Annotated in this window: 20 protein-coding genes; 9 read left to right on the top strand and 11 right to left on the bottom strand. The window is 38.8% G+C overall.

Going from position 1 to position 20,973, the window contains the following annotated elements; all coding sequences use genetic code 11:
• Positions 1 to 2 precede the first annotated feature (2 nt).
• Positions 3 to 2,312: an FUSC family protein gene (locus tag Q0791_RS06630; RefSeq protein ID WP_299004028.1), complete on the top strand. Its 2,310-nt coding sequence runs from the start codon at positions 3 to 5 to the stop codon at positions 2,310 to 2,312.
• A gap of 256 nt (positions 2,313 to 2,568) precedes the next feature.
• Here the strand turns inward: Q0791_RS06630 and Q0791_RS06625 are convergent, their stop codons facing one another.
• Positions 2,569 to 3,420 (bottom strand): SMP-30/gluconolactonase/LRE family protein, encoded by an 852-nt coding sequence (locus tag Q0791_RS06625; RefSeq protein WP_299004026.1) that lies wholly within the window; start codon positions 3,418 to 3,420, stop codon positions 2,569 to 2,571.
• A 168-nt stretch (positions 3,421 to 3,588) separates the two neighbouring features.
• Between Q0791_RS06625 and Q0791_RS06620 the strand changes: the two genes are divergently transcribed.
• Positions 3,589 to 4,125 carry a GNAT family protein gene (locus Q0791_RS06620; protein WP_299004024.1) on the top strand — a complete coding sequence of 179 codons (537 nt, stop codon included), beginning with the start codon at positions 3,589 to 3,591 and terminating at the stop codon, positions 4,123 to 4,125.
• Between the two features lie 87 nt (positions 4,126 to 4,212).
• On the opposite strand, the gene Q0791_RS06615 is transcribed toward Q0791_RS06620, so the two are convergent.
• The gene (locus Q0791_RS06615; protein ID WP_299004023.1) at positions 4,213 to 5,433 is read right to left on the bottom strand and encodes an MFS transporter; all 1,221 of its coding nucleotides are present in this window, start codon (positions 5,431 to 5,433) and stop codon (positions 4,213 to 4,215) included.
• Between the two features lie 139 nt (positions 5,434 to 5,572).
• Here Q0791_RS06615 and Q0791_RS06610 point away from each other — a divergent pair, with 139 nt between their 5' ends.
• Both Q0791_RS06610 and Q0791_RS06605 read left to right on the top strand, forming a co-directional pair.
• On the top strand, positions 5,573 to 6,349 hold the full coding sequence (locus Q0791_RS06610; RefSeq protein ID WP_299004021.1) for a helix-turn-helix transcriptional regulator: 777 nt from the start codon (positions 5,573 to 5,575) through the stop codon (positions 6,347 to 6,349).
• 18 nt (positions 6,350 to 6,367) lie between these two features.
• Entirely contained in the window at positions 6,368 to 7,519 is a 1,152-nt protein-coding gene (locus Q0791_RS06605) for a pyridoxal-phosphate dependent enzyme (RefSeq protein WP_299004018.1), read from the top strand.
• Here the strand turns inward: Q0791_RS06605 and Q0791_RS06600 are convergent.
• From Q0791_RS06600 to Q0791_RS06585, 4 genes are all read right to left on the bottom strand, one after another.
• Positions 7,509 to 8,357, bottom strand: a complete 849-nt coding sequence (locus tag Q0791_RS06600; protein WP_299004016.1) for an alpha/beta hydrolase — start codon at positions 8,355 to 8,357, stop codon at positions 7,509 to 7,511. The two genes, Q0791_RS06605 and Q0791_RS06600, sit on opposite strands and share 11 nt — an antisense overlap.
• 9 nt (positions 8,358 to 8,366) lie before the next feature.
• Positions 8,367 to 9,242 carry an alpha/beta hydrolase gene (locus Q0791_RS06595; protein ID WP_299004014.1) on the bottom strand — a complete coding sequence of 292 codons (876 nt, stop codon included), beginning with the start codon at positions 9,240 to 9,242 and terminating at the stop codon, positions 8,367 to 8,369.
• A gap of 425 nt (positions 9,243 to 9,667) precedes the next feature.
• On the bottom strand, positions 9,668 to 10,522 hold the full coding sequence (locus tag Q0791_RS06590; RefSeq protein ID WP_299004012.1) for an alpha/beta hydrolase: 855 nt from the start codon (positions 10,520 to 10,522) through the stop codon (positions 9,668 to 9,670).
• A gap of 9 nt (positions 10,523 to 10,531) precedes the next feature.
• Positions 10,532 to 11,398: an alpha/beta hydrolase gene (locus Q0791_RS06585; RefSeq protein WP_299004010.1), complete on the bottom strand. Its 867-nt coding sequence runs from the start codon at positions 11,396 to 11,398 to the stop codon at positions 10,532 to 10,534.
• Positions 11,399 to 11,668: 270 nt separating this feature from the next.
• Here Q0791_RS06585 and Q0791_RS06580 point away from each other — a divergent pair, with 270 nt between their 5' ends.
• The 3 genes from Q0791_RS06580 (at position 11,669) to Q0791_RS06570 (ending at position 15,226) form a co-directional block, all read left to right on the top strand.
• Positions 11,669 to 13,195, top strand: coding sequence for a YifB family Mg chelatase-like AAA ATPase (locus Q0791_RS06580; protein ID WP_299004006.1), 1,527 nt, complete (start codon positions 11,669 to 11,671; stop codon positions 13,193 to 13,195).
• Between the two features lie 165 nt (positions 13,196 to 13,360).
• Entirely contained in the window at positions 13,361 to 14,269 is a 909-nt protein-coding gene (locus Q0791_RS06575) for an acyltransferase (protein ID WP_299004004.1), read from the top strand.
• Between the two features lie 3 nt (positions 14,270 to 14,272).
• Positions 14,273 to 15,226, top strand: a complete 954-nt coding sequence (locus tag Q0791_RS06570; RefSeq protein WP_299004002.1) for an acyltransferase — start codon at positions 14,273 to 14,275, stop codon at positions 15,224 to 15,226.
• 233 nt (positions 15,227 to 15,459) lie between these two features.
• Here Q0791_RS06570 and Q0791_RS06565 read toward each other — a convergent pair whose 3' ends face one another.
• On the bottom strand, positions 15,460 to 16,566 hold the full coding sequence (locus tag Q0791_RS06565) for a branched-chain amino acid aminotransferase (RefSeq protein WP_299004000.1): 1,107 nt from the start codon (positions 16,564 to 16,566) through the stop codon (positions 15,460 to 15,462).
• Positions 16,567 to 16,893: 327 nt separating this feature from the next.
• Between Q0791_RS06565 and Q0791_RS06560 the strand changes: the two genes are divergently transcribed.
• Together Q0791_RS06560 and Q0791_RS06555 are read left to right on the top strand one after the other, a co-directional pair.
• Positions 16,894 to 17,427, top strand: a complete 534-nt coding sequence (locus Q0791_RS06560) for an outer membrane beta-barrel protein (RefSeq protein WP_299003998.1) — start codon at positions 16,894 to 16,896, stop codon at positions 17,425 to 17,427.
• A 156-nt stretch (positions 17,428 to 17,583) separates the two neighbouring features.
• Positions 17,584 to 17,787, top strand: a complete 204-nt coding sequence (locus tag Q0791_RS06555) for a cell division protein ZapB (RefSeq protein WP_298773662.1) — start codon at positions 17,584 to 17,586, stop codon at positions 17,785 to 17,787.
• A 3-nt stretch (positions 17,788 to 17,790) separates the two neighbouring features.
• Here Q0791_RS06555 and Q0791_RS06550 read toward each other — a convergent pair whose 3' ends face one another.
• The 4 genes from Q0791_RS06550 to Q0791_RS06535 all read right to left on the bottom strand — a co-directional run bounded on the left by Q0791_RS06550 (position 17,791) and on the right by Q0791_RS06535 (position 20,963).
• Positions 17,791 to 18,003, bottom strand: coding sequence for a DUF1107 domain-containing protein (locus tag Q0791_RS06550; protein WP_299003996.1), 213 nt, complete (start codon positions 18,001 to 18,003; stop codon positions 17,791 to 17,793).
• A gap of 334 nt (positions 18,004 to 18,337) precedes the next feature.
• On the bottom strand, positions 18,338 to 18,946 hold the full coding sequence (locus Q0791_RS06545) for a thiol:disulfide interchange protein DsbA/DsbL (RefSeq protein ID WP_299003994.1): 609 nt from the start codon (positions 18,944 to 18,946) through the stop codon (positions 18,338 to 18,340).
• A 208-nt stretch (positions 18,947 to 19,154) separates the two neighbouring features.
• Positions 19,155 to 19,829 carry a thiol:disulfide interchange protein DsbA/DsbL gene (locus Q0791_RS06540; protein WP_299003992.1) on the bottom strand — a complete coding sequence of 225 codons (675 nt, stop codon included), beginning with the start codon at positions 19,827 to 19,829 and terminating at the stop codon, positions 19,155 to 19,157.
• Between the two features lie 114 nt (positions 19,830 to 19,943).
• The gene (locus Q0791_RS06535) at positions 19,944 to 20,963 is read right to left on the bottom strand and encodes a serine/threonine protein kinase (protein WP_299003990.1); all 1,020 of its coding nucleotides are present in this window, start codon (positions 20,961 to 20,963) and stop codon (positions 19,944 to 19,946) included.
• Between the last annotated feature and the right edge of the window lie 10 nt (positions 20,964 to 20,973).

Raw genomic sequence — 20,973 nt, 5'->3', positions numbered from 1 at the left:
CCATGCAAATTTTTAAACAAATAAGCACAGATATCCAGCTACAGATCACGCATTTTTCATTTTACTCGCCTCAAACACGTCTCGCTTTGCAATCGAGTTCAGCCGTCGTTGTCGCCATATTTTTAAGCGTATTATTACAAACACAAGACCCCTACTGGGCAGGCATTTCAGCTTTTATTTCAACTCAGCCAACAGTGGGTAATACCCTTTCAAAAAGTTTAGAAAGAATGATCGGCACCCTCATTGGAGCTGGAAGCGCCCTTCTCATAGTGTCACTTTTTATCACGCAACCCATTATTTTTTCAATAACACTTTTTTTGATCGCCTTCATTGGTATTTATTTTACGGCTGTCATTGAAAACAAAACCTATACATGGATGTTCTTCTACGTAACCGGGATCATGGTGCTATTAGCGGGGCTGAATAATCCTACCTCAGAAAATTTTATTAACATGGCATTTTTTCGCAGCCTAGAAATCATTATTGGTGTATTCAGTAGTTGTGCTATCAGTCTTTTATTTGCCTCTCAATACGCCCATAAGCAATTAACATTATCATTAATAAAGCAACTGGCGTTGATGATACAGTTAAATGACACCAATAAAGACTGCATTACGAAAACTTTTCAGCAAAAAAACAAAAAAACACAACAAAAAATTGAATCCATTCTAGAAACAATTAGAGATCATCAAATAAAACAAGATCAATTGCTACTCTTTGCCCAACATGAGATGAAATCTAAATTAAAACATGCACAACAAGTCGACTTGCTCACGAGTATAAGGGATATCACTTCACTACTCATGAATATGACTCGTCATCATTACCTAACTGATCCTTTTAAAAAAATATTTCCTTCAAGCCAATACCCTCACATTGAACCCATCTTGATGCAACTTCAAGATGGGTTATCTGGCATTCTTAACAACATTAAAACCATATTAGAAAATGAACACGATATCCTGCATATCGACAAGGTAAAAAAGAAACATCTTAATCAAACTATGCTTAAAATGGAGCAAAGCCTGAATGATCTCAACGACCATTTATTTCATCAAATAGATAAAAATCCATCTAAAAACCATCAGAAAAAGCAAGAAACGGTGCATTGTCAACTAGACACTTATGATTGGCTTCAGTCATTAAAGTTGATTCAAAACGAAACCAAACAACTCATCATTAATCTTGACAAAACGATGAGAAAAACAGGTTACGCGCCTCAGCTCAATCAGCCTAAACACTATTACTTTCGCTACGATCCCTATTACTTTAAACATGCCCTTATAGGCGCAACAGCCATTCTTTTCGTCCCTTTTATATGGCTTTATTTTAATCTACCAGGATATTATCAAATTGCTGTATCCATTGCCGTTTGCTTTAATTTATCCAGCGATACTTCCCGCATGAAAGGAATATTAAGGATCCTAGGTTGTCTTGTCGGTAGTATATGCGCACTGCTTATTCTGACCCTAAGTATCGATAATTTCACTATTATATTGAGTCTTTTATTTTTTGTTACCTTCAGCTTTGGACTTATCCATTTTTCTAATTCAAAAACAATGAGTCTTGGGACACAAGCAAATGTTGTTTTTATCATAGGCTTAGTCAACCAATTAACACCCAACACATCACTTATCATCCCTATTGAAAGGCTTGGTGGTATTTTTTTGGGTGTATTGAGCATCATTATTTTCCAAGCGTTATTTTGGCCTTATCAACAACAAGATAAAATAAAGCACACTTATCGGTTATTAATTACTCACTTTAACCAGTATTTCAAGGCTATTTTCTCAAATGAAAAAACAACGCACTCAATCGGATTATGGAGCACTAAAGGCCAATATAACCTTAACAGTTTGAAACAGCATCTGATTAATTTTATGAATTTAGAAAATACAGACAATAAAAATAGAATATTCGCGGTGATTAATCACACTCAAACACCATTACGCTTGTACTACAGTATTTTTCATTTTTTTATGATGATAAAAGATCCCAGCTACATTCCATTTTTTAACGCTCAAGATAGCCATAAAAAAGCGTTGATAAAAAAAGTATACGCGATATTGGCAACCCCAATTGCTATCGAGGATAGACAACAAAAAACGTTAGAGTACAATGATGTTGAAACAGAATTACAACATTATTTAAGGGTTTTACACACATCGAGGGTCAACTCCACACAAAATACTGGCACTTCATTAATTGAAGCCAATGCTTTTTATTTATCTCTACTTAATTTATGTCGCTACAAACATCAATTAATAGAAGAAAATAATAGAATAAATCAATATAGAACAAGTATCGCTTAGGCTAATAATATGCTCGACACTAAGTCAGCACAAAAACCGCCGACAAAATAAAGCACACAATGAACAAGTCCTCTTCAAATTGAGAGCCTTAACAATACGCAGGCATTTTTCTAACGCCTTTACGCTGCCATCTTCCAGTACATGGCCTCATACTGCCCCCCACAAAACGTGCAAACTCGCTCCCTGTATCATAATAAGCAATAGTGATTGATCCACTTCAATCACCTTCTATTGTATAACAAACTATCTGCCGAATTTAAGGTCTGCCAACGCCGGAAAAATCCACATTAACTGTGTATATCTCACCTGTTAGCCTTGATATTGCATCATCAGGATCAAAGGTTTTTGTCGTCATAATAAACAGCGTTTTTCGATCTTTCCCTCCTAATACGCAAGCCAGTGGATGCACTTCTTCAGGCAAACTGATTTGCTCCAAATACTCCCCTTGTAAACTGACTCTATAGACAAAACAAGACTGACTGCAAGCGACCCAAATAGCCCCTTGATCATCGAGACAAATACCATCAGGGCAACTGCCATTTGGAAAGCTGGCCACTTGCCATTTATGGCATAACTGTCCCTTAGCATCTAATTTAAAGGCACTTAAGCAATCTGAAAAACTTTCCGCTACAAATAAAGTACCACCATCAGCACTAATAGCCATTCCATTTGCGGTGCCGATTTCAGCCACGGCTGTGGTGCAATGTCCATCAATATCAAGATGCTTAATATTACCCGTTCTGGGCGCCTCACCTTGCATATAATTAAAACTGATATTACCGATAAAAGCATGTCCTCTTTCATCAATAATCATGTCATTACTGGCAAAACTCTCCTCATCATGTAAATCAGCCCAAACAATAAATTGCTCACCATCTTTCTTTAACACCTTATGTTCAAATACAGATACCGCACAAAAATCACCATTAGGCATCCACCCAATACCGGATAATACTCCGTCATAACCTGCCTCCACCCTCACTTTGTTATGACTATCCAGCACCTTTATTTCCCCTAAAAACACATCGGTAAACCAAAGCTCACCTTGATGCCAACGAGGAGATTCGGGGTAACACAACCCTTTAATCACACTCTTTACTTGTGCCATAGGATGACTCACCTTGAAGAAGAGATATATTAAGCATAGCTCAAGTGAGTAAAAACATTAAAAATACTTACTAATCAATTAGTAAAATAGTATTGTTGTGATAAAAAGAATGAAACAGATACGATTTACTCGTCAGTAAAAGCAGCATGAATAAGAGGGCAAAATCACATGAATTTAGTAGGTTCAACAATCACACTCAAACAGTATGATGAAAGCGACTGGCCACTCGCGTTACACCTATCAAGCGATCCTAGACTCATGCAACATGTGTACGATCCTTTCACTGAAGCAGAGGCGAGAGCCCGTTTTGAAACAAGGCTCCTACCTTGGACAAAAGAGAGTGAACACTGGCTATCTTTGAGTATTAACCATAATGAAACGCAAGAGAAGTTCGGCAGCATAGGGTTAAAAATCACTAATTCCGATGCTAAAATCGCCGAAATCGGATTTATGCTTAAAACCTCAGCCCAGGGAAAGGGTTATGGTTTTACCGCGCTCTCCCTCATTCTCAAACATGCCTTTGACACTTTAAAACTAAACAAACTGGTCGCAACTTGCGCCGTTAGCAATATCGGCTCCTATAAACTGCTAGAAAAAGCAAACTTTATACGAGAGGGACATTTAAAGCAGAATACCCTCATTGGCGGCCAATATGTTGATGATTATTTATACGGACTGTGCTCAAGAGACTGGCGCTCAAAGTAACTAAAAGCCAATAGAAACACGTCAGTTATAAAACTAAAAGGTGAGGCTAAGCTTCACCATTCTTGATTTTGTCTATAAAAATAAAATCTAAGCCCTTGCTACGCTAGAAGCAGATTTAAATAAAGACTCATTACCAGGTTTAGGCATATGTGGCACCAATAAAGCTAGCCCAAGAGACACCACAGCCATTCCTGCACCAATGTAAAATACCAAAGCAGGGCTCACCATCCATACCATACCAAGAAAAACCGGCAAGATAACCGCCGCTATATGATTAATGGTAAATGAAACGCCAGAGGTTGAGGCAATATCTTCAGGCGACGCGATTTTTTGAAAGTAAGTTTTTGTGGCTATAGCCATAGCAAAGAAAATATTATCAATAACATATAAGCTTGATGCGACCCAATGATTATCCACCAGTCCATAAGCGATAAACACCACTATCAAGCCCGTATACTCAACCAGTAATACATTTCTCTCGCCAAAATGCCCTACAACACGACCAATCTTAGGCGCTAACCAAACTGTTGCAACTTGATTAATAATGAATAACATGGCCATGTTCTCCACCGAAAAACCAAATTTTTCCACCATCAAGAAGCCTGCAAACACCACAAATATTTGTCTACGTGCTCCACTCATAAACACTAAGGCGTAATACAGCCAATAACGCTTCCTTAACACTAAATGTTTATGTTGAACTGATTTTTGCGGTAATAATGGAAAGCAAATAAATAAATAAAGTGCCATAGCACAACCTAATACGCCCGCGATCAAATACACTAGCCAATAAGGCATCTGCAAAAACTCCATGGCGCACCAAATGATGCTGAATGTAAGCAAAGCAGCCATTGCCGTTTTACTTAATATTTTCCCCATCACAGCAGGCGCTTCTTTTTTTCCTAGCCACTGGATCTGCAAAGATGTATTTATGGTTTCAAAATAATGAAAGCCTATAGACATCACAATAGTCGTGGCATATAAGCCATAACTGCTTGGAAAAAAACCCGTTAAACCGACCCCAACAGACAATATTGCAAGAGACACCACAGCTAAATATTGCTCTTTTAATAACAACAATAAAAATACGGCGCCAAAGGCGAGAAAGCCGGGAACTTCCCGCAAGGTTTGTAATATACCAATTTCTGTCCCTGTAAAACTGGCCAGCTCAACACTGAAGTTATTCAGTAATGCTTGCCAAACAGAGAAAGTAATCGCCACACAAATGGCACTGATCAACAAAAATTGTTGAGTGGCTTTATCCTGTAATAGACTCTCTTGAGGCTGGCTCTTATCCCTATATTTCATTTCTATTCCTAAGTTATAAGATAATAGTAAGCAGTCTACTGAGAAATAATGTGGCAAACTTCATTAATTATGACGTATTATTTATCAAATACGCCATACTGAATCCACTCCTTTGATATATTCATGAGGAATAGCCAACATGACGCCCTACCCCTTTAAGCTTAAAAAAGTCATGCAACACCCAATGGAAGGTATTGTCGCCACCCATGAGGCCAATACGATAGGCACACCTCACCATCATACGTGGTGCCAATTACAATATGCCGTTAAAGGCACCATGAACATCATTGCCGACAATCAAAGTTTTGTTATCCCTCCACAAAGAGCCGTTTGGCTGCCAAAATATATCACACACCAAGTCAATAATTTATCAACTGTGGATTATCGAAGCTTACATATAAGTGATGAATTAGGGGAAGAAATCGGTAATAAGATCAAAGTGATTGAAGTCTCTGATTTTTTAAAAGAGCTCATTCTTCGTGGCTGCAATGCATGGCAACAACCGTACCATACCGATCATATTGACCGAGCCATGATGACTTTGATCATTGAGGAAATAAAGCATGCTACTGAGAGTCCATTGCATTTACCTTGGCCAAGCGATCCTCGCCTCAAAACGATCTGCCAAATACTACAAAAAAATCCTGCCGATAATCGAACCTTACCCGAGTTAGCTGCCCTATCGGGTGCATCGGTTCGTACATTGAACCGTATCTTTATTAAAGAATGCCAATTAGGCTTTAGTGATTGGCGACAAAAACTACGTGTATTAATTGGGCTTGAGCGTTTACAAACCAATACTTCTATCACTCAAGTTGCCTTAGATCTGGGCTACAGCTCCAGCTCCAGCTTTATTCAAGTATTTAAAAAGCACTTACATGCTTCGCCTAAAAGTTATTTAAAGCATTTATTATAAATATCATTATGATATAAAGTGCTAAACAGTAGAGGACCTATGATGCAATATTGGTGTATGCAATGCCAAACTCACTATCTACCAGAGCCCACCCGTATCAAATGTGACTGTGGAGGTGCCCTTTGGCTGAAAAACGATAACTTAAGGTTAAATAAGCACGATATTATACAGCATGATTTTTCGCTTTGGCGCTACTGTAAGGCATACCCCATTACAAGAGCGGATGTCACTGTATCTTTTAATGAAACCCTCACACCTATGCCTGAAACATTATGGGATAATATTCCCATTCTCGTTAAAATGGACTCCTCAATGCCCACAGGTTCCTTTAAAGCAAGGGGCGCTGCCATGGTCATTAACACTTTAGCCAAACAAGGCATCGACTGTTTTGCAGAAGACTCCAGCGGCAATGGTGGCTCAGCCTATGCCGGATATTGCGCCAAAGGCAACTTAACACTGAATGTCTTCCTTCCCGCAGGCACGGCGGCAGGAAAAATAGTACAAACTAAAATGTATGGCGCCAATTGTATCGAAATTAACGGTACGCGAGAAGATGTTGCCAATGCAGCAATCAACAGCCTACAGACCCACGGGAGTTATTATGTTGGCCACAATTGGCATCCATTATTTATTGAAGGCGTCAAATCCATCGCTTATGAGATCTGGGAGCAAAATAACTTTCAAGCGCCAGATAATTTCATCGTTCCAGCAGGCAATGGCAGCCTGATTGCTGGCGCCTACCTCGGCTTCAATGAACTTTTAAGGGCTGGAGAAATCAGCAAAATACCAAGATTATTCGGCATTCAATCTGCCGCTATCAATCCTTTTGTTAAACAGTTTAATAACGATGATTCCCCATTAAAGCCTAAAAATACCATAGCAGAGGGGATCCGTATCACTCGATCTTCCCGCATATTTGAGATTATTCAGTTTGTACGCCGTACTCAAGGCCAATTTATTGATGTCACAGAACAACAGATCAAACAAGCCTTAATAAAGATGGGGCAAAAAGGCTTTTTCATTGAGCCCACCTCAGCGACGGCCTTTGCAGGAATAAGCACACTCATTGAAAATAATATTATTAAGCCTGAGCAAACTACGGTCGGAGTCATAACAGGTCATGGATTAAAGGCCACGGAGCAAATACAAATGTTGACACTTAATGAATAAACCCGTCAACAACATGATTGAACTTTTCAGGGTTTTCAATAAATGTAAAATGCTTTCCCCCTTCCTCGACTTCAAAAATCACTAATTGAGAACCTTTAATCATAGTCTTCATCCATATTTGAGAACTCACCGGTGTGGGACTGCCTCGACCAACAATGATTAAGGTCGGAATATCAATACGCCCAATAACATTGCGACAATCTTGATGAAATTCATTATACAGAAGAACAGCAGCTTCAGGGTTTGACAAGGCACAACTAGTGTCAATGAGTAACTGTCTATCCTCAGGTTGAATATTTTGAGTGATTTGCCTCAGTAATAAAATCGTTTTGGCCAAATCGGCTTGCTCGCTCAATAAGGTATTCACAAACTCCATAGAAGAAGCTGAATCCACAAAGGAGCCATAACTGGCCACCTCTGTTGGCGACCAAGTGGGGTTTGAAGTTAACACCGGAATTTTATCCACCAATATCAATTTAGCAAGTCGCTCACTTTGAAATAATTCCCAATAACAACACATCACCGCAGCGCCAGAGGCATGACCCAACACAACCGCGTTATATAGATTCAAATAACAAAGTAATTCATTCACATCTTTCGCTAGCCGATAGATTTTAAAGCCATAACTCACCTTTTCCGATAAACCATGCCCTCGCATATCCAACGCAATGACGCGATATTTATCCCTTAAGGCAGCAATTTGATATTTATATTGCTCACTACTTTGTGACCAACCATGTAATAAGACTAACGGTGTGCCCATACCTTCATCAATATAATGAAGCCTGACATTATCATTAGTCATAAAATAATGATGTGCGAATCGAGAGAAATTCATCTGACCTCTTTAGGCATCGCCTAACGCCTGTTGCATAAAGTTATCTATAACACGATTAAACTTCATGGAATTTTCCAGAAAAGGAAAGTGTTTTCCGCCTTCATATTCTTCAAAAATAACCAATTCCGCATCTTTGATTTGCGCTTGTAGCCATTGCAACGATGACAGCGAAATCGGACTCGCTCTTCCAGCAATAATAAGCGTTGGCACATTGATCCTTTTCAATACAGAGCGCCAATCTTGGTGAACATCATCATAAAAAAGGGTTGCAGACTGCTGCTCAGGCACGATCTGGCTTGAATCCAGTAAACATTGTCTGGAATACAAAGAAATAGGCGGTGTTAACATACAATTTAACAATACCCCTTTATACTGAGCTCCTCCGCTCCCTGCGATCATATTGTTGATCTCGACCGCGGTATTTTCATCCATTCCAGCACCAAAGTGCTTTACTTGTTCAGGCGTCCAACTAGGATTAGAAATTGTTAGTGAAGGTCTATCAAGCAAAACTAACTTAGCAAGTCTTCGCCCATTAAAAAGCTCCCAATAACATAACACAACAGAGCCACCAACGGAGTGCCCTAAAGCAGTGATCTTATCTAAAGATAAGAATTCAAAAAATTCATGAAGATCTTTAGCAAAACGATAAATTTTATAACCATAGTCCACTTGTTGAGATTGCCCATGCCCCCGCATGTCCAGAGCGATAACACGATACTTTTGACATAAGCCTAAAATTTGATATTCAAATTGCCGTGAACACAAGGTCCAACTGGATAACATCACCAATGGCTGACCTTGCCCTTTGTCAATGTAATGCAGCTTCACCTTATCTGAGGTACTAAAATAACCATGATCCGCGGGCAAAATCGTCAGTGGTTTCATGCATCCTCCTAAGAAGGCTCTTGAATGAAGTCATCAAGCACACGATTGAACTTGTAGGGGTTTTCAATAAATGGAAAATGACCTTATCTGAGGTATTAAAATAACCATGATCCTCGGGCAAAATCGTCAGCGGTTTCATGCTTCCTCCTAAGAAGGCTCTTGAATGAAGTCATCAAGCACACGATTGAACTTGTTGGGGTTTTCAATAAATGGAAAATGACCTTATCTGAGATATTAAAATAACCATGATCCTCGGGCAAAATCGTCAGTGGTTTCATGCTTCCTCCTAAGAAGGCTCTTGAATGAAGTCATCAAGCACACGATTGAACTTGTTGGGGTTTTCAATAAATGGAAAATGACCTTATCTGAGATATTAAAATAACCATGATCCTCGGGCAAAATCGTCAGTGGTTTCATGCTTCCTCCTAAGAAGGCTCTTGAATGAAATCATCAACCACTTGATTAAATTTTTCAGGATTTTCTAAAAAAGCAAAGTGATTACCACCCTCTTCTTTTTCAAAAACCACCAATTGCGCATTGGGTATTTGTTGTTGCAGCCATTGATGGGAGGAGACAGAAACCGCACTTGCTCGACCAACAATCAATAGCACGGGTATGTTTATTCGAGGTAAAAGATCTCGCCAATCCTGATGCGCATTACTGTAAAATAAACTAGCGGACTCTTTATTTGGCAACTTCATACTGGTCGCCATAATTTCATCTTGTTCATCTTTTGACAGTGTTTTTGAAAATAAAGAGTGTACAAAATTATATTTATACTTCTCTCCTGCTTCACTGGCTAATTGATTGGTAATATCGATGGCAGATTTAGGATCCAAAACGGCACCAAAATTCTCTTTTTCTTCCCGTGTCCATTTTGAATTAATGACCATAGTTGCAGCCTTGTCCACCAGCACCAGTTTAGCAACACGTTCTGCGCCAAACAAATCCCAGTAACAATAAATAACTGTCGCGCCAACCACATGGCCTAACAGAACGACGTTGTCTAGCTTCAAATGAAGCAAAAGCTCATACACGTCTTTTGCGAAACGATACACTTTATAGCCATAATCGACATATTCAGACTCTCCATGACCCCGCATGTCCACTGCAATCGTGCGATACTTTTGGCTTAAAGCCTCGATTTGATGTCGATATTGCACCGTACTCATGGTCCAACTTGGGATCATCACAATAACTTGGCCTTGACCTCTATCAATGTAGTGTAATTTCACCTTATCTGATGTATAAAAATAACCATGTTCTGAAGAAGTATTCATATTAACACCTTAGATACCACTATCCGTATTTTGAATAAACTCATCCACAACCCGATTAAACTTCTTATAATTTTCAATAAAAAGAAAGTGGCTGCCACCTTCTTCTTTTTCAAAAATAACCAGTTGAGCGCCACTTATTTGTTGTTGTAACCATTCTTGCGATGCCACCGAAACTAACCCTGCTCTACCTACAACTAATAAAGTTGGCAGCGAGATCCTAGGTAAAAGATCACGCCAGTCCTGATAGGCGTTACTGTAAAAAAGCGTCGCAGAGGCTTTGTTGGGAACATGCATACTTGCCTTTAAAATCAATGTTTTTTCTATTGTCGGCAGTTTTTTTGAAAACAACGAGTGTACAAAATTAAATTTATATTTTTTACCTTCTTCTCCCGCAAATTGGTTACTAATAGTCATTGTAGATTTAGAGTCTAATATGGCGCCATATTGCATTTTTTGCTTCAGCGTCCACTTAGTATTCATCATAGATGTAGCCGCCTTTTCAACTAAGATTAGTTTCGCTAATCGACTTCCACCAAACAAATCCCAGTAACAATACACAATACCTGCGCCAATAGAATGCCCAAGCAGAATCACGTTACTTAATTCAAGATGCAGTATTAATTCATGTACATCTTTTGCAAACCGATACATTTTATAGCCATAATCGACATATTCTGACTGACCATGACCTCGCATATCAATGGCAACCGTTCGATATTTTTTGCTTAATATCGCAGTTTGATGTCGATATTGCACCGTACTCATGGTCCAGCTTGGGATCATCACAATGACTTGGCCTTGACCTTTATCAATGTAATGCAATGTCACATTATCACTGGTTTTAAAAAAGTAACTATCATGTTTTGAAGCAAACATACCAACAGCCTAAGCGCTATAAATACGTTAGCTATTATAACATTTCTACGATGAGATGAAGCGCTAAATTGTAAGTATTCATTTATATTGAAACCGACACAAAATTATTTATAATCAATGCATTATGCATAACGCCTCACCCATTTTTCCTCTTGTATATTATTATGTAAATTTATGTAGATTATCGACTCATAAAAAATAAAAGATAAAAAAATGAAACAGCAACTACACTCTAAAAAAACACATAGCCATCAATAAAGGGATGAGTTTATGGCAATTGCTTGTGTTAAAACAAGAGCAAATAAAGGTGTTGATGCCCCATCAATTACCGTTGAAGTGCACTTAAGTAATGGCTTACCTGCTTTTAACTTAGTGGGATTACCAGAAACCTCAGTCAAAGAATCCAAGGAAAGAGTGCGCAGTGCTATTCTTAATACAGGTTTTGAGTTTCCAGTCCGTCGAATCACAGTCAATTTAGCCCCAGCCGATCTCCCTAAACACGGAGGACGCTATGACCTCCCCATTGCTATCGGCATTTTGGCCGCATCAGGACAAATACCGCTAAGCTCCCTCACACACATCGAGTTTATCGGAGAACTCGCACTTTCCGGTCATGTACGTCCTTGTCAAGGCCTTATTCCCGTTATCGTTGCAGCACAAAAACAGCAAGTTGATATTGTGCTGCCAATAGACAATCAACAAGATGCAATTTTAGTCGGCTATAACAAAGTCTACTTTGCTAGCACACTGCAATCACTTTGCGCTTTTTTGCATGGACAAACTCACCTACCCAGCATAGAAGAGGAAATACATTGGCAAAAGATATCCACTCAACAACCGAAAAAAAATGCGGGTTGCTTAAGCGATATTCTTGGTCAACAACAAGCAAAATTAGGCTTAGAAATTGCCGCGGCCGGCAATCACAATTTATTAATGATGGGGCCACCAGGAACAGGTAAAACCATGTTAGCCTGCAGAATATTAAGCATCTTACCTAATTTGAATTACCGAGAAGCCTTAGAAGTTGCCACCTTATATTCTGTTGCTGGCCTGACGATAGACAAAGATACATTCTTTTTACGAAAATTCCGTAACCCACACCATACCAGTTCAGCCATATCACTTATCGGCGGTGGCAGTATTCCTCAGCCGGGCGAAATATCTTTGGCTCATAAAGGCGTATTATTTTTAGACGAGATTGCCGAATTTCCTCGAAAAGTGCTCGATTGCCTCAGAGAACCTATGGAGACAGGTGAAATAGTCATCTCGCGCGCTGCCGCCAAATTGACCTATGCCAGTCAATTTCAACTCATTGCAGCAATGAATCCCAGCCCTTGCGGAGATATCAACAATCCAAGAGCCAACCCAGATCAAATATTACGTTATTTATCCCGATTATCAGGCCCTTTTTTAGATAGATTTGATTTAACATTAGATGTTCCTAAATTACCTCTTGGCACCTTAAATAATTCGTACTCTCAACAAGAAACCAGTAAAGTCATCGCCAAGCGGGTACAGCAAGCTCGCGAAATACAGCTTGAACGTTCAGGCATATTCAACAATGAGCTCACGGGAACCCAACTCAAAAAAAGCAACTGGTTTCATCCTGCCGATTTGGTTTATTTAGAAGAAATACTCAATAAACTAGGATTATCCGTACGGAGTTATCATAAAATACAGAGAGTTGCTAGAACAATTGCCGATCTGAAACAGGTCAAAAACATTGATCGCTCTCATATTGCCCAAGCCTTGAGCTACCGAGCCATAGATAAATTGCTTCACAATTTAAAAGCCTAAACCATTCATTATTGATAGAGTGAAAAATAAATTAAAAGACAATGTCCAATAACCAAGCAAATATTTCATCAAAGCTTAATATTTGAACAGATTTACATTTCATGATTGAGCCTAGAAGCGACTACGAGTACCATAGGTCTCCAATTTTTATCGAGGCAATATTAAATGGGTTCGTTCGTATCAGGGATCACAGGCTGTTTGGCCTTTTCGTTATATACACTAAATACACTTTTCTGGATCGTACCCATTCTCATCATAAGTTTGTTCAAACTCATTCCTATCAAGGTCATACGCACAGCATGCACTTATCTCATCGACTTTTCAGCCAGCTCTTGGATAAGCTTCAACGGCATCATAGAGAAAATATTCCACCCAGTGAAAATTAATCTTGAATGTGAACAAACTCTTAGCAAGAAAGAATGGTATATGGTCATCGCAAATCACCAGTCTTGGGTCGATATTCTAATTTTGCAACGTATATTGAACCATCGTATTCCTTTTTTAAAATTCTTTTTAAAGCAAGAACTCATTTTTGTTCCAGTACTAGGGTTGGCATGGTGGGCACTGGATTTTCCTTTTATGAAGCGCTATAGCCCGTCTCAATTAAAGAAAAATCCAAAGTTGAAGGGTAAAGATATTGAAATAACAAAAAAAGCTTGTTCTAAATTTAAAACAAAACCTGTTAGTGTCATGAATTTTGTCGAAGGAACGCGTTTTAATAAAAATAAACACACCAAACAAGCATCACCTTTTACCCATTTGCTCAAACCAAAAGCGGGCGGCTTGGCTTTCGCTCTTGCAGCGATGGGAGAACAAATCCACAAATTAGTCGACGTCACTATTCACTATCCTGAAGGCAGTCCAACATATTGGGAATATATCTCAGGTAAAGTCAAACAAGTCAACGTGCATATCAAAGTCACTGACATTGACAGTAAAATGCGTGGCGATTATAGCAAAGATCGTCAATTTAAGATTGATTTTCAAGCGGAACTGAATAAGATCTGGAAAAGAAAAGATGAACAATTAACCATCATGTCCCAACAAGAGACTTCAAATAAAGAGGTGAGATAATCAATGCTTAACTTTTTACCCGGCCCACTTCTATATTTAATAAGTGCTGTATTATTAATTATTAATACAACCATTTGGAGCAGCCTTATTCTCATAGGAGGACTCATTAAGCTGATTATGCCATTTAATTCTGGACGTATTTTTATCTCGAAAATAATGAATCGATTTATGTGGGCTTGGGCCACATGCAATGGGGGCACTTTATTTCTACTTGCTGATATTGAGTGGGATATTGAAGGGTTAGAAAGTTTAGATAAAAACGCTTGGTATTTATTAATTAGTAACCATTTAAGCGGATTTGACATTGCGGTTCAAACTTACATATTGCGTAATCACATCCCTATGCTTAAATTTTTCCTTAAAAAAGAACTATTATTTGTTCCATTACTAGGAATAGGTTGCTGGGCTTTAGACATGCCATTTATGAATCGCTCCAGTCCACGCAAACTAAAGAAAAATTCAAAGCTTAAAGGAAAAGATCTGGAAGCAACACGGCGAGCTTGCAAAAAGTTTCGCCATATACCCACCTCTATCATGAATTATGTTGAAGGCTCACGATTTACTGAACAAAAAAAAGCCCGTCAAAATTCACCTTATCGACATTTATTAAAACCTAAAGCTGGCGGAATAGCCTTTACTCTGAGTGCAATGGGAGAGCAGTTTACCAATGTACTCGATATCACACTTTTGTATCCAGAAGCGATCAATAAAAACGCCTTAGTTGAAGTCATGCATGGTCGAGTAAAAAAAATCACCATTCGCATTCGTGTTTTACCTGTACCGCAAGTAGACGATAAACGATACTTTTCAGACCCTCGGTACCGTGTAGAGTTTCAACGCTGGCTCAATGAAATTTGGAAAGAAAAAGATGAAACATTACACCAATTAATCGATGCACATCAAAGGCTGTCAGCAAGCAATGATAAAGCAATCGAAGATCAAAAAAAGTCTATTTAATACCAATCTAAGTAAATAAGTGATCATTCAGCGGGAATTAAAAATGCGGTAGGTAAGGTCTTTAATTGCTCCTGCATTAACAGACAGTCCCACCATCCATGGCGGTCGCGTCTGTTTGACGCTAATAATTATTCTATATCGAAAACAGACAACGCAGCATAACGTATTTTTAAACCCGCACAAAGTGAGCCTAACAAAGCCTTCATCACTGAAGGCTTTTGATTCCAGCTAATTCATGCAGCACAAGCACTGTTTTCTTTTCTTGCCACTTTAACAAGCCAATCTTTTGGGCCTTGAATATACCCTTTTTGAATATCAGTCAAAACCTTATAAATTCGCTTGGTATGTTCTCCGACACTACCATCACCAACGGTCAATACTCGCCTATCTTCAAAAATATAGGAGCCAACAGGCGCCACTACCGCTGCAGTGCCAAAACCGCCCGCTTCGATAATTTCTCCAGATTCGATGTCTTGAATAAATTTCTCCAGCATGACTGTTTCTTGCCTAACTTCACAACCAAGTAAGCGGCCTAACTCTAAAATAGATTCTGACGTAATGGATTTTAAAATCGTATCAGTAAAAGTAGGAATGATCACAGTACCATCTTTTAATATGTGGAAGTGATTCATCGCCCCCACTTCTTCTATTTGTTGGTTAGTTGCATCTAAATATAACACTTGAGCCGCACCATATTCAGCCGCGACTTTCCCCGCTTTTAAAGAAGCAGCATAATTACCCGATGCTTTTGATGCGCCAGTCCCCCCAGATACCGCACGATGAAAACGCTCACTGATCAACAAACGGATCGCTTGATTAAAGCCTGCTTTGTAATAAGGGCCACTCGGGCTTAAAATCACACAAAACGTATATTGCTCACTAGGAGAAACGGACAAACGATCTTCTGTTGCAAAAATAAATGGGCGTATATATAAACAAGCATCATCTTGCATTGGAAACCATAATCTGTCGATATCAATCAATGCCTCAATGCCTGCTCGTTGCATTGCCTCTGGCACACCTTGCATACACAGAATATCCGCTGAACGATTTAAACGCTCAGCATTCTTATCCAACCTAAAAGTGTAAATTTCACCATCTTTATGACGAAATGCTTTGGCTCCCTCAAACACTGACTGACCATAATGGAGTGCTATCGCGCCAGGAGCGACTTCAAAAGGCGCATAGGGCACAATTCGAGGATTAATCCATTGCCCATCCCTAAAATCCATTAAAAACATATGATCAGTTCTTAGCTCACCAAAACCAACATTATCTTTAGGTTCAAAAGCGGTTTGTCGACGCTCACTGTTTGACTTTAAATTGTAACTTATTTGCATGAAATACCACCTTAATCAATGTAACGCAGACTATGTAGCCTCACGCCGAAAGTCAAGCAGAAAGCATTACTCTGTCGTTTCTTTTGTAACTTAAATAAGAAAAATATCAGGTAAATAAGATCGTTAACTACCTCACATCATTCTATATTCATATCACAAAGAATAAACCATACCAAGCAATGGATTAACATGGCCATACATTTAAAACCCAACTGATTAACATAGCTAAAAAACATTAAAATTCAATGAGTAAAATATTCAGTCATTATTCAGCTGCTCTCTCCTATGATGTTGCGAGAAAAAAGGTCTAATAATATCGCGGAGTCAATGATGAAAACAAAATATCTTGTTTTAGCATCTGTAGTTGCAGCAACGCTTTCTATTCCAGCCATGGCAGCCAATAATTTCGTCGGTGCCGCTTACGGTAACCAACAAAATAATTATGACGTCGGTGGTGGTTATTCAAAAAATGTAAATGATCCAACCCATCAATTACGTGCAGGTACTTACATCAACGAAGAAGCACGTCTATATTTGACTTATTCTTTTAATGATGATGATTTTGCAAAGCAGCAAATGGGACTTGTCTCTTACGATTTTCTTATTCCCGTTTCTAGCGATCAAAAATTAAACTGGTTTGTCGGCGCAACAGCAGGTGTGAACCACATCAGTCCTGATACACCTTATCTCAATTCAGTAAATCGATTCGTATGGGGTGGTCAAACAGGTTTACAATATAAACTCGATTCCAAATTAAGTACCGAAGTCGGTTACCGCTACTTAAAACAAGATTACTCTGAAGGCGCTTTCTCTTTTGATAATTCACAACAAGTCTATCTCGGCGTAGATTATCGCTTCTAAAAAGAACCATCATGACAAAGCCCCTTAAAAGGGGTTTTTTTTGGCATAAAAACCCTTTATTGAACTTTTTTTCATCACTTGAAAGAATTGGCTATTCACTACGCCTGTCTCACTGCTAGAATCAGTATTTGTAATCTTGACACAAAAGGAACTCCCATGAGCCTTGAATTATTATCAAAACTAGAAACTAAAATCCAAACTGCCCTTGAAACCATTGAATTATTGAAAATGGAGCTTGAAGAAGAAAGACAATCAAGTAAGTCATTAATAGAGAAAAACCAACATTTGCAACAAGAGCTCACTTCTTGGAATGAGAAAGTGACCGGATTAGTTGGTTTACTCAATGAAGAGGTTAGCTAATTATTAGCTTGCTTGTGCTTCAAGGTTTTGCAACTCAATTAGCTCATTGAGTTCATTAATAGCCTGCTGAACACTTGGCAGGCTTTTCTTTGGTAATAACACTTTCCCCTTTGCAAACTCTAATCTTCCTAATCCTCTGATCCAAATGGATCCTTTCAAAAAAATCCGCACGTGTTTAACAATCAATTTTGGTGCATAAACGGGAAATACCCTCATAAAACGCCTCCTATAATGATTTAAAATTAACACATTTCAAAAACGCAAAATACATGTTGAATATCACTTAACGTCTTTCTTATTCTTCGACACTAACAATAGAAGGTGAGTTGCACTTTTTACAAACAAAAACTAAATTTAATCATGTTTACAGCATAAAAAATCAATTTAACCTTACCAATCAGATAAATAGTTCGCATAAATAAGAAAATGGCGCTTGCCAAAAAAATGACTCTCTGTTAAATTTCATGAGTTACTCAGGGTAATATTGAGCGAATAACGCTTATAGCCGTACTTCTCACAAAAATGAAGTACGGCTTTTTTCTTTTAGGCCCTACTTCAACCCTGTTAAATAATAGGCTATTTGCCTCATTTCATCATAAGATTTAATAGCTCCAGTTTCGATGCGATACTTGCCATTAACAATTAACGTCGGCACGCCTACAATACCTGCCTCTGTTACCGCTTGTTTCATTTGAGCGACTTTACTACTGACCATAAAAGATGCTGCAGCGGCATCAAAATCAGCACTATCAACGCCATTGTCAACAAAGACTTTTTTAATATCATCTAATTGAGTAAAACGTACCTTCTGCTCATGCACAGCACGAAATAACGCCCCTTCAATAACGTCTTCCACATTCAATAATTGCGCAATGGCAAAGGCTTTAGTCATTTCTTCCCCCATTGCCCCTCCCACAGCGGCAACTTGTACTTGCTTAAAGCTCACCCCCTGAGGAAGCTGAGCTTTCATTTTTGGCACTTCCATCTGAGAAAATTGATAACAATGCCCGCAATAAAATGAAAAAAAACTGGTAATTTCGGGCGTTAAAGATGGCTGTTCACGAATAACCGTATAATGCACACCTTCTTTATACTCTGTTGCTAACACATTCAACGTCATGGATAACAAAGTCACCATAAACCAAAAAATCTTCTTCATTATATGCTTCCAAAATACTCGTATAACTAAGAACCAGACATTGCTTAACGATCACTATCATCAAACAATATTTTCTAATTCATTTAGTTTTCAATAAAATAAGGTAACAATATAAAAGATTGATTCACATTAAGCTGTTAGACAAATAGATAAAAAAAGAAGCCAAATGGCTTCTTTTTAAAGAGTAAAAGGGCTTAACTCACAGTGCTTATTTCAGAGTGGTAAGATAAAAAGCAATGTTGAGCATGTCATCATAAGATTTAATCGCACCGGTTTCGACACGATATTTACCATTAACGATCAATGTCGGCACACCATTAATACCCGCATCTTTCGTTTCGCGAACCATTTGTGCCATTTGCGCATTGACCATAAAAGAGTTAGCAGCCGCATCAAATTCAGCCCCATCGACCCCATTAGCCACAAATAATGCTCTGACGTCATCTAAACTCGTAAAACGTTGTCTTTTATCATGAATGGCAGAAAAGATAGCAGGCTCAATTTTATCTTCAACCTTTAACAGCTGAGCAACCGCAAAAGCACGAGCCATGACATCTCCCATGTTCACGCCGCCTTTTCCTTTGCCGCCTAAAAAGTCAACTTGCACTTGTTTAAACGTCACACCTGCGGGTAAACGCTTCTTAATTTTTGGTACTTCCGTTTTTTGAAAAGTATAACAATGGGGACAATAGAAAGAGAAAAACTCCGTAATCTCAGGCTTGCTTGTAGCAGGCCCTTGATTAATCACAGTATAATGTACACCTTCTTTATATTTTGATGTTACTACAGGCTTAGAAACATCAGGTTTAACTGGCGCAGTATCAGCGATTGATAGCAAAGGTGTCATCAGTAATGCCACTGCAATAATGAATGCTTTTTTCATGCTTATTCCTTGTCGACTTCAAATAAAATAATGTTCAATTGCAGCATATCATAGTGTGCTTTGCACTGTATTTCAAAACCGTAATAATATATTACTGACTGAGTCAACTGGGCTTTAGTATTGAGGTATTAAACTCAATGGCGCCTCGTTCAATGCAGCGAGCTGTTCTTTAAACGCTAAAATTTGCTGCTCCCAATACTTATCCTGCCCAAACCAAGGGAAATTCATTGGAAAAGCAGGATCAAGCCAACGCCGACTCAACCAAGCGTTATAATGCAACATGCGCATCGCACGTAATGGTTCGATTAACGCTAATTGCCGTGTATCAAAGTCACAAAATTCTTCATATGCTTCCAAAATCACTTCAAGTTGCATCAATTGTTGCGGCCTATCTCCCGAAAGCAACATCCACAAATCTTGTATGGCAGGCCCCGTTCGTGCATCATCTAGATCCACAAAACTTGGGCCGTCATTAGGGGTCCATAAAATATTACTTGGATGTAAATCTCCATGTAAGCGTATCTCTGATACCTCAACGCTTTCCCATAGGCCACGGGCTTTTTCAAGCACTTGCTCAACAACAGTAAAATACGCCTGACTTAAAGTTTCTGGAACATGACCAGAAGCTTTTAACCAAGCTAATGACTCATCTCCCAATAATTGAGGTGACATTCTATCCCTATATTGAAACACCTTCTGTGATGAATATTGATGGATCCGTCCAATAAATCGTCCCGCCATTTCGAGCTGTTCAAGATTATCCACTTCAAATGAGCGCCCACCAATAGAAGGATATAACGCAAATTTAAACCCATCATACACATGCAAGGATTGATTATTAATCATAACAGGTGCTGCAATGGGTACTTCTTCTGCCACTAAAGCCACTGAAAAGTCATGCTCTTCTTGAATTTGCTCAGTACTCCAACGTTCTGGACGATAAAATTTCACCACATAACGCTGACCACGATCACACCGAAATTGATACACTCTATTTTCATAACTGTTCAATGCCAACAACCCAGTTTCAGGATAAATACCTAATGATTCTATAGCCGTTAAAATAAGATCCGGTGTCAAGGCTTGGTAATGAAACTCGCTTTGTACTGGCACATTTAGCCCTTGTTTATTCATGTTTATTCTT

It is taken from the genome of uncultured Shewanella sp., from assembly GCF_947495455.1.
Taxonomy (GTDB): domain Bacteria; phylum Pseudomonadota; class Gammaproteobacteria; order Enterobacterales; family Shewanellaceae; genus Shewanella.
The sequence above is the reverse complement of the archived record's forward strand: the minus strand, read 5'-3'. Positions and strand labels throughout refer to the sequence as shown.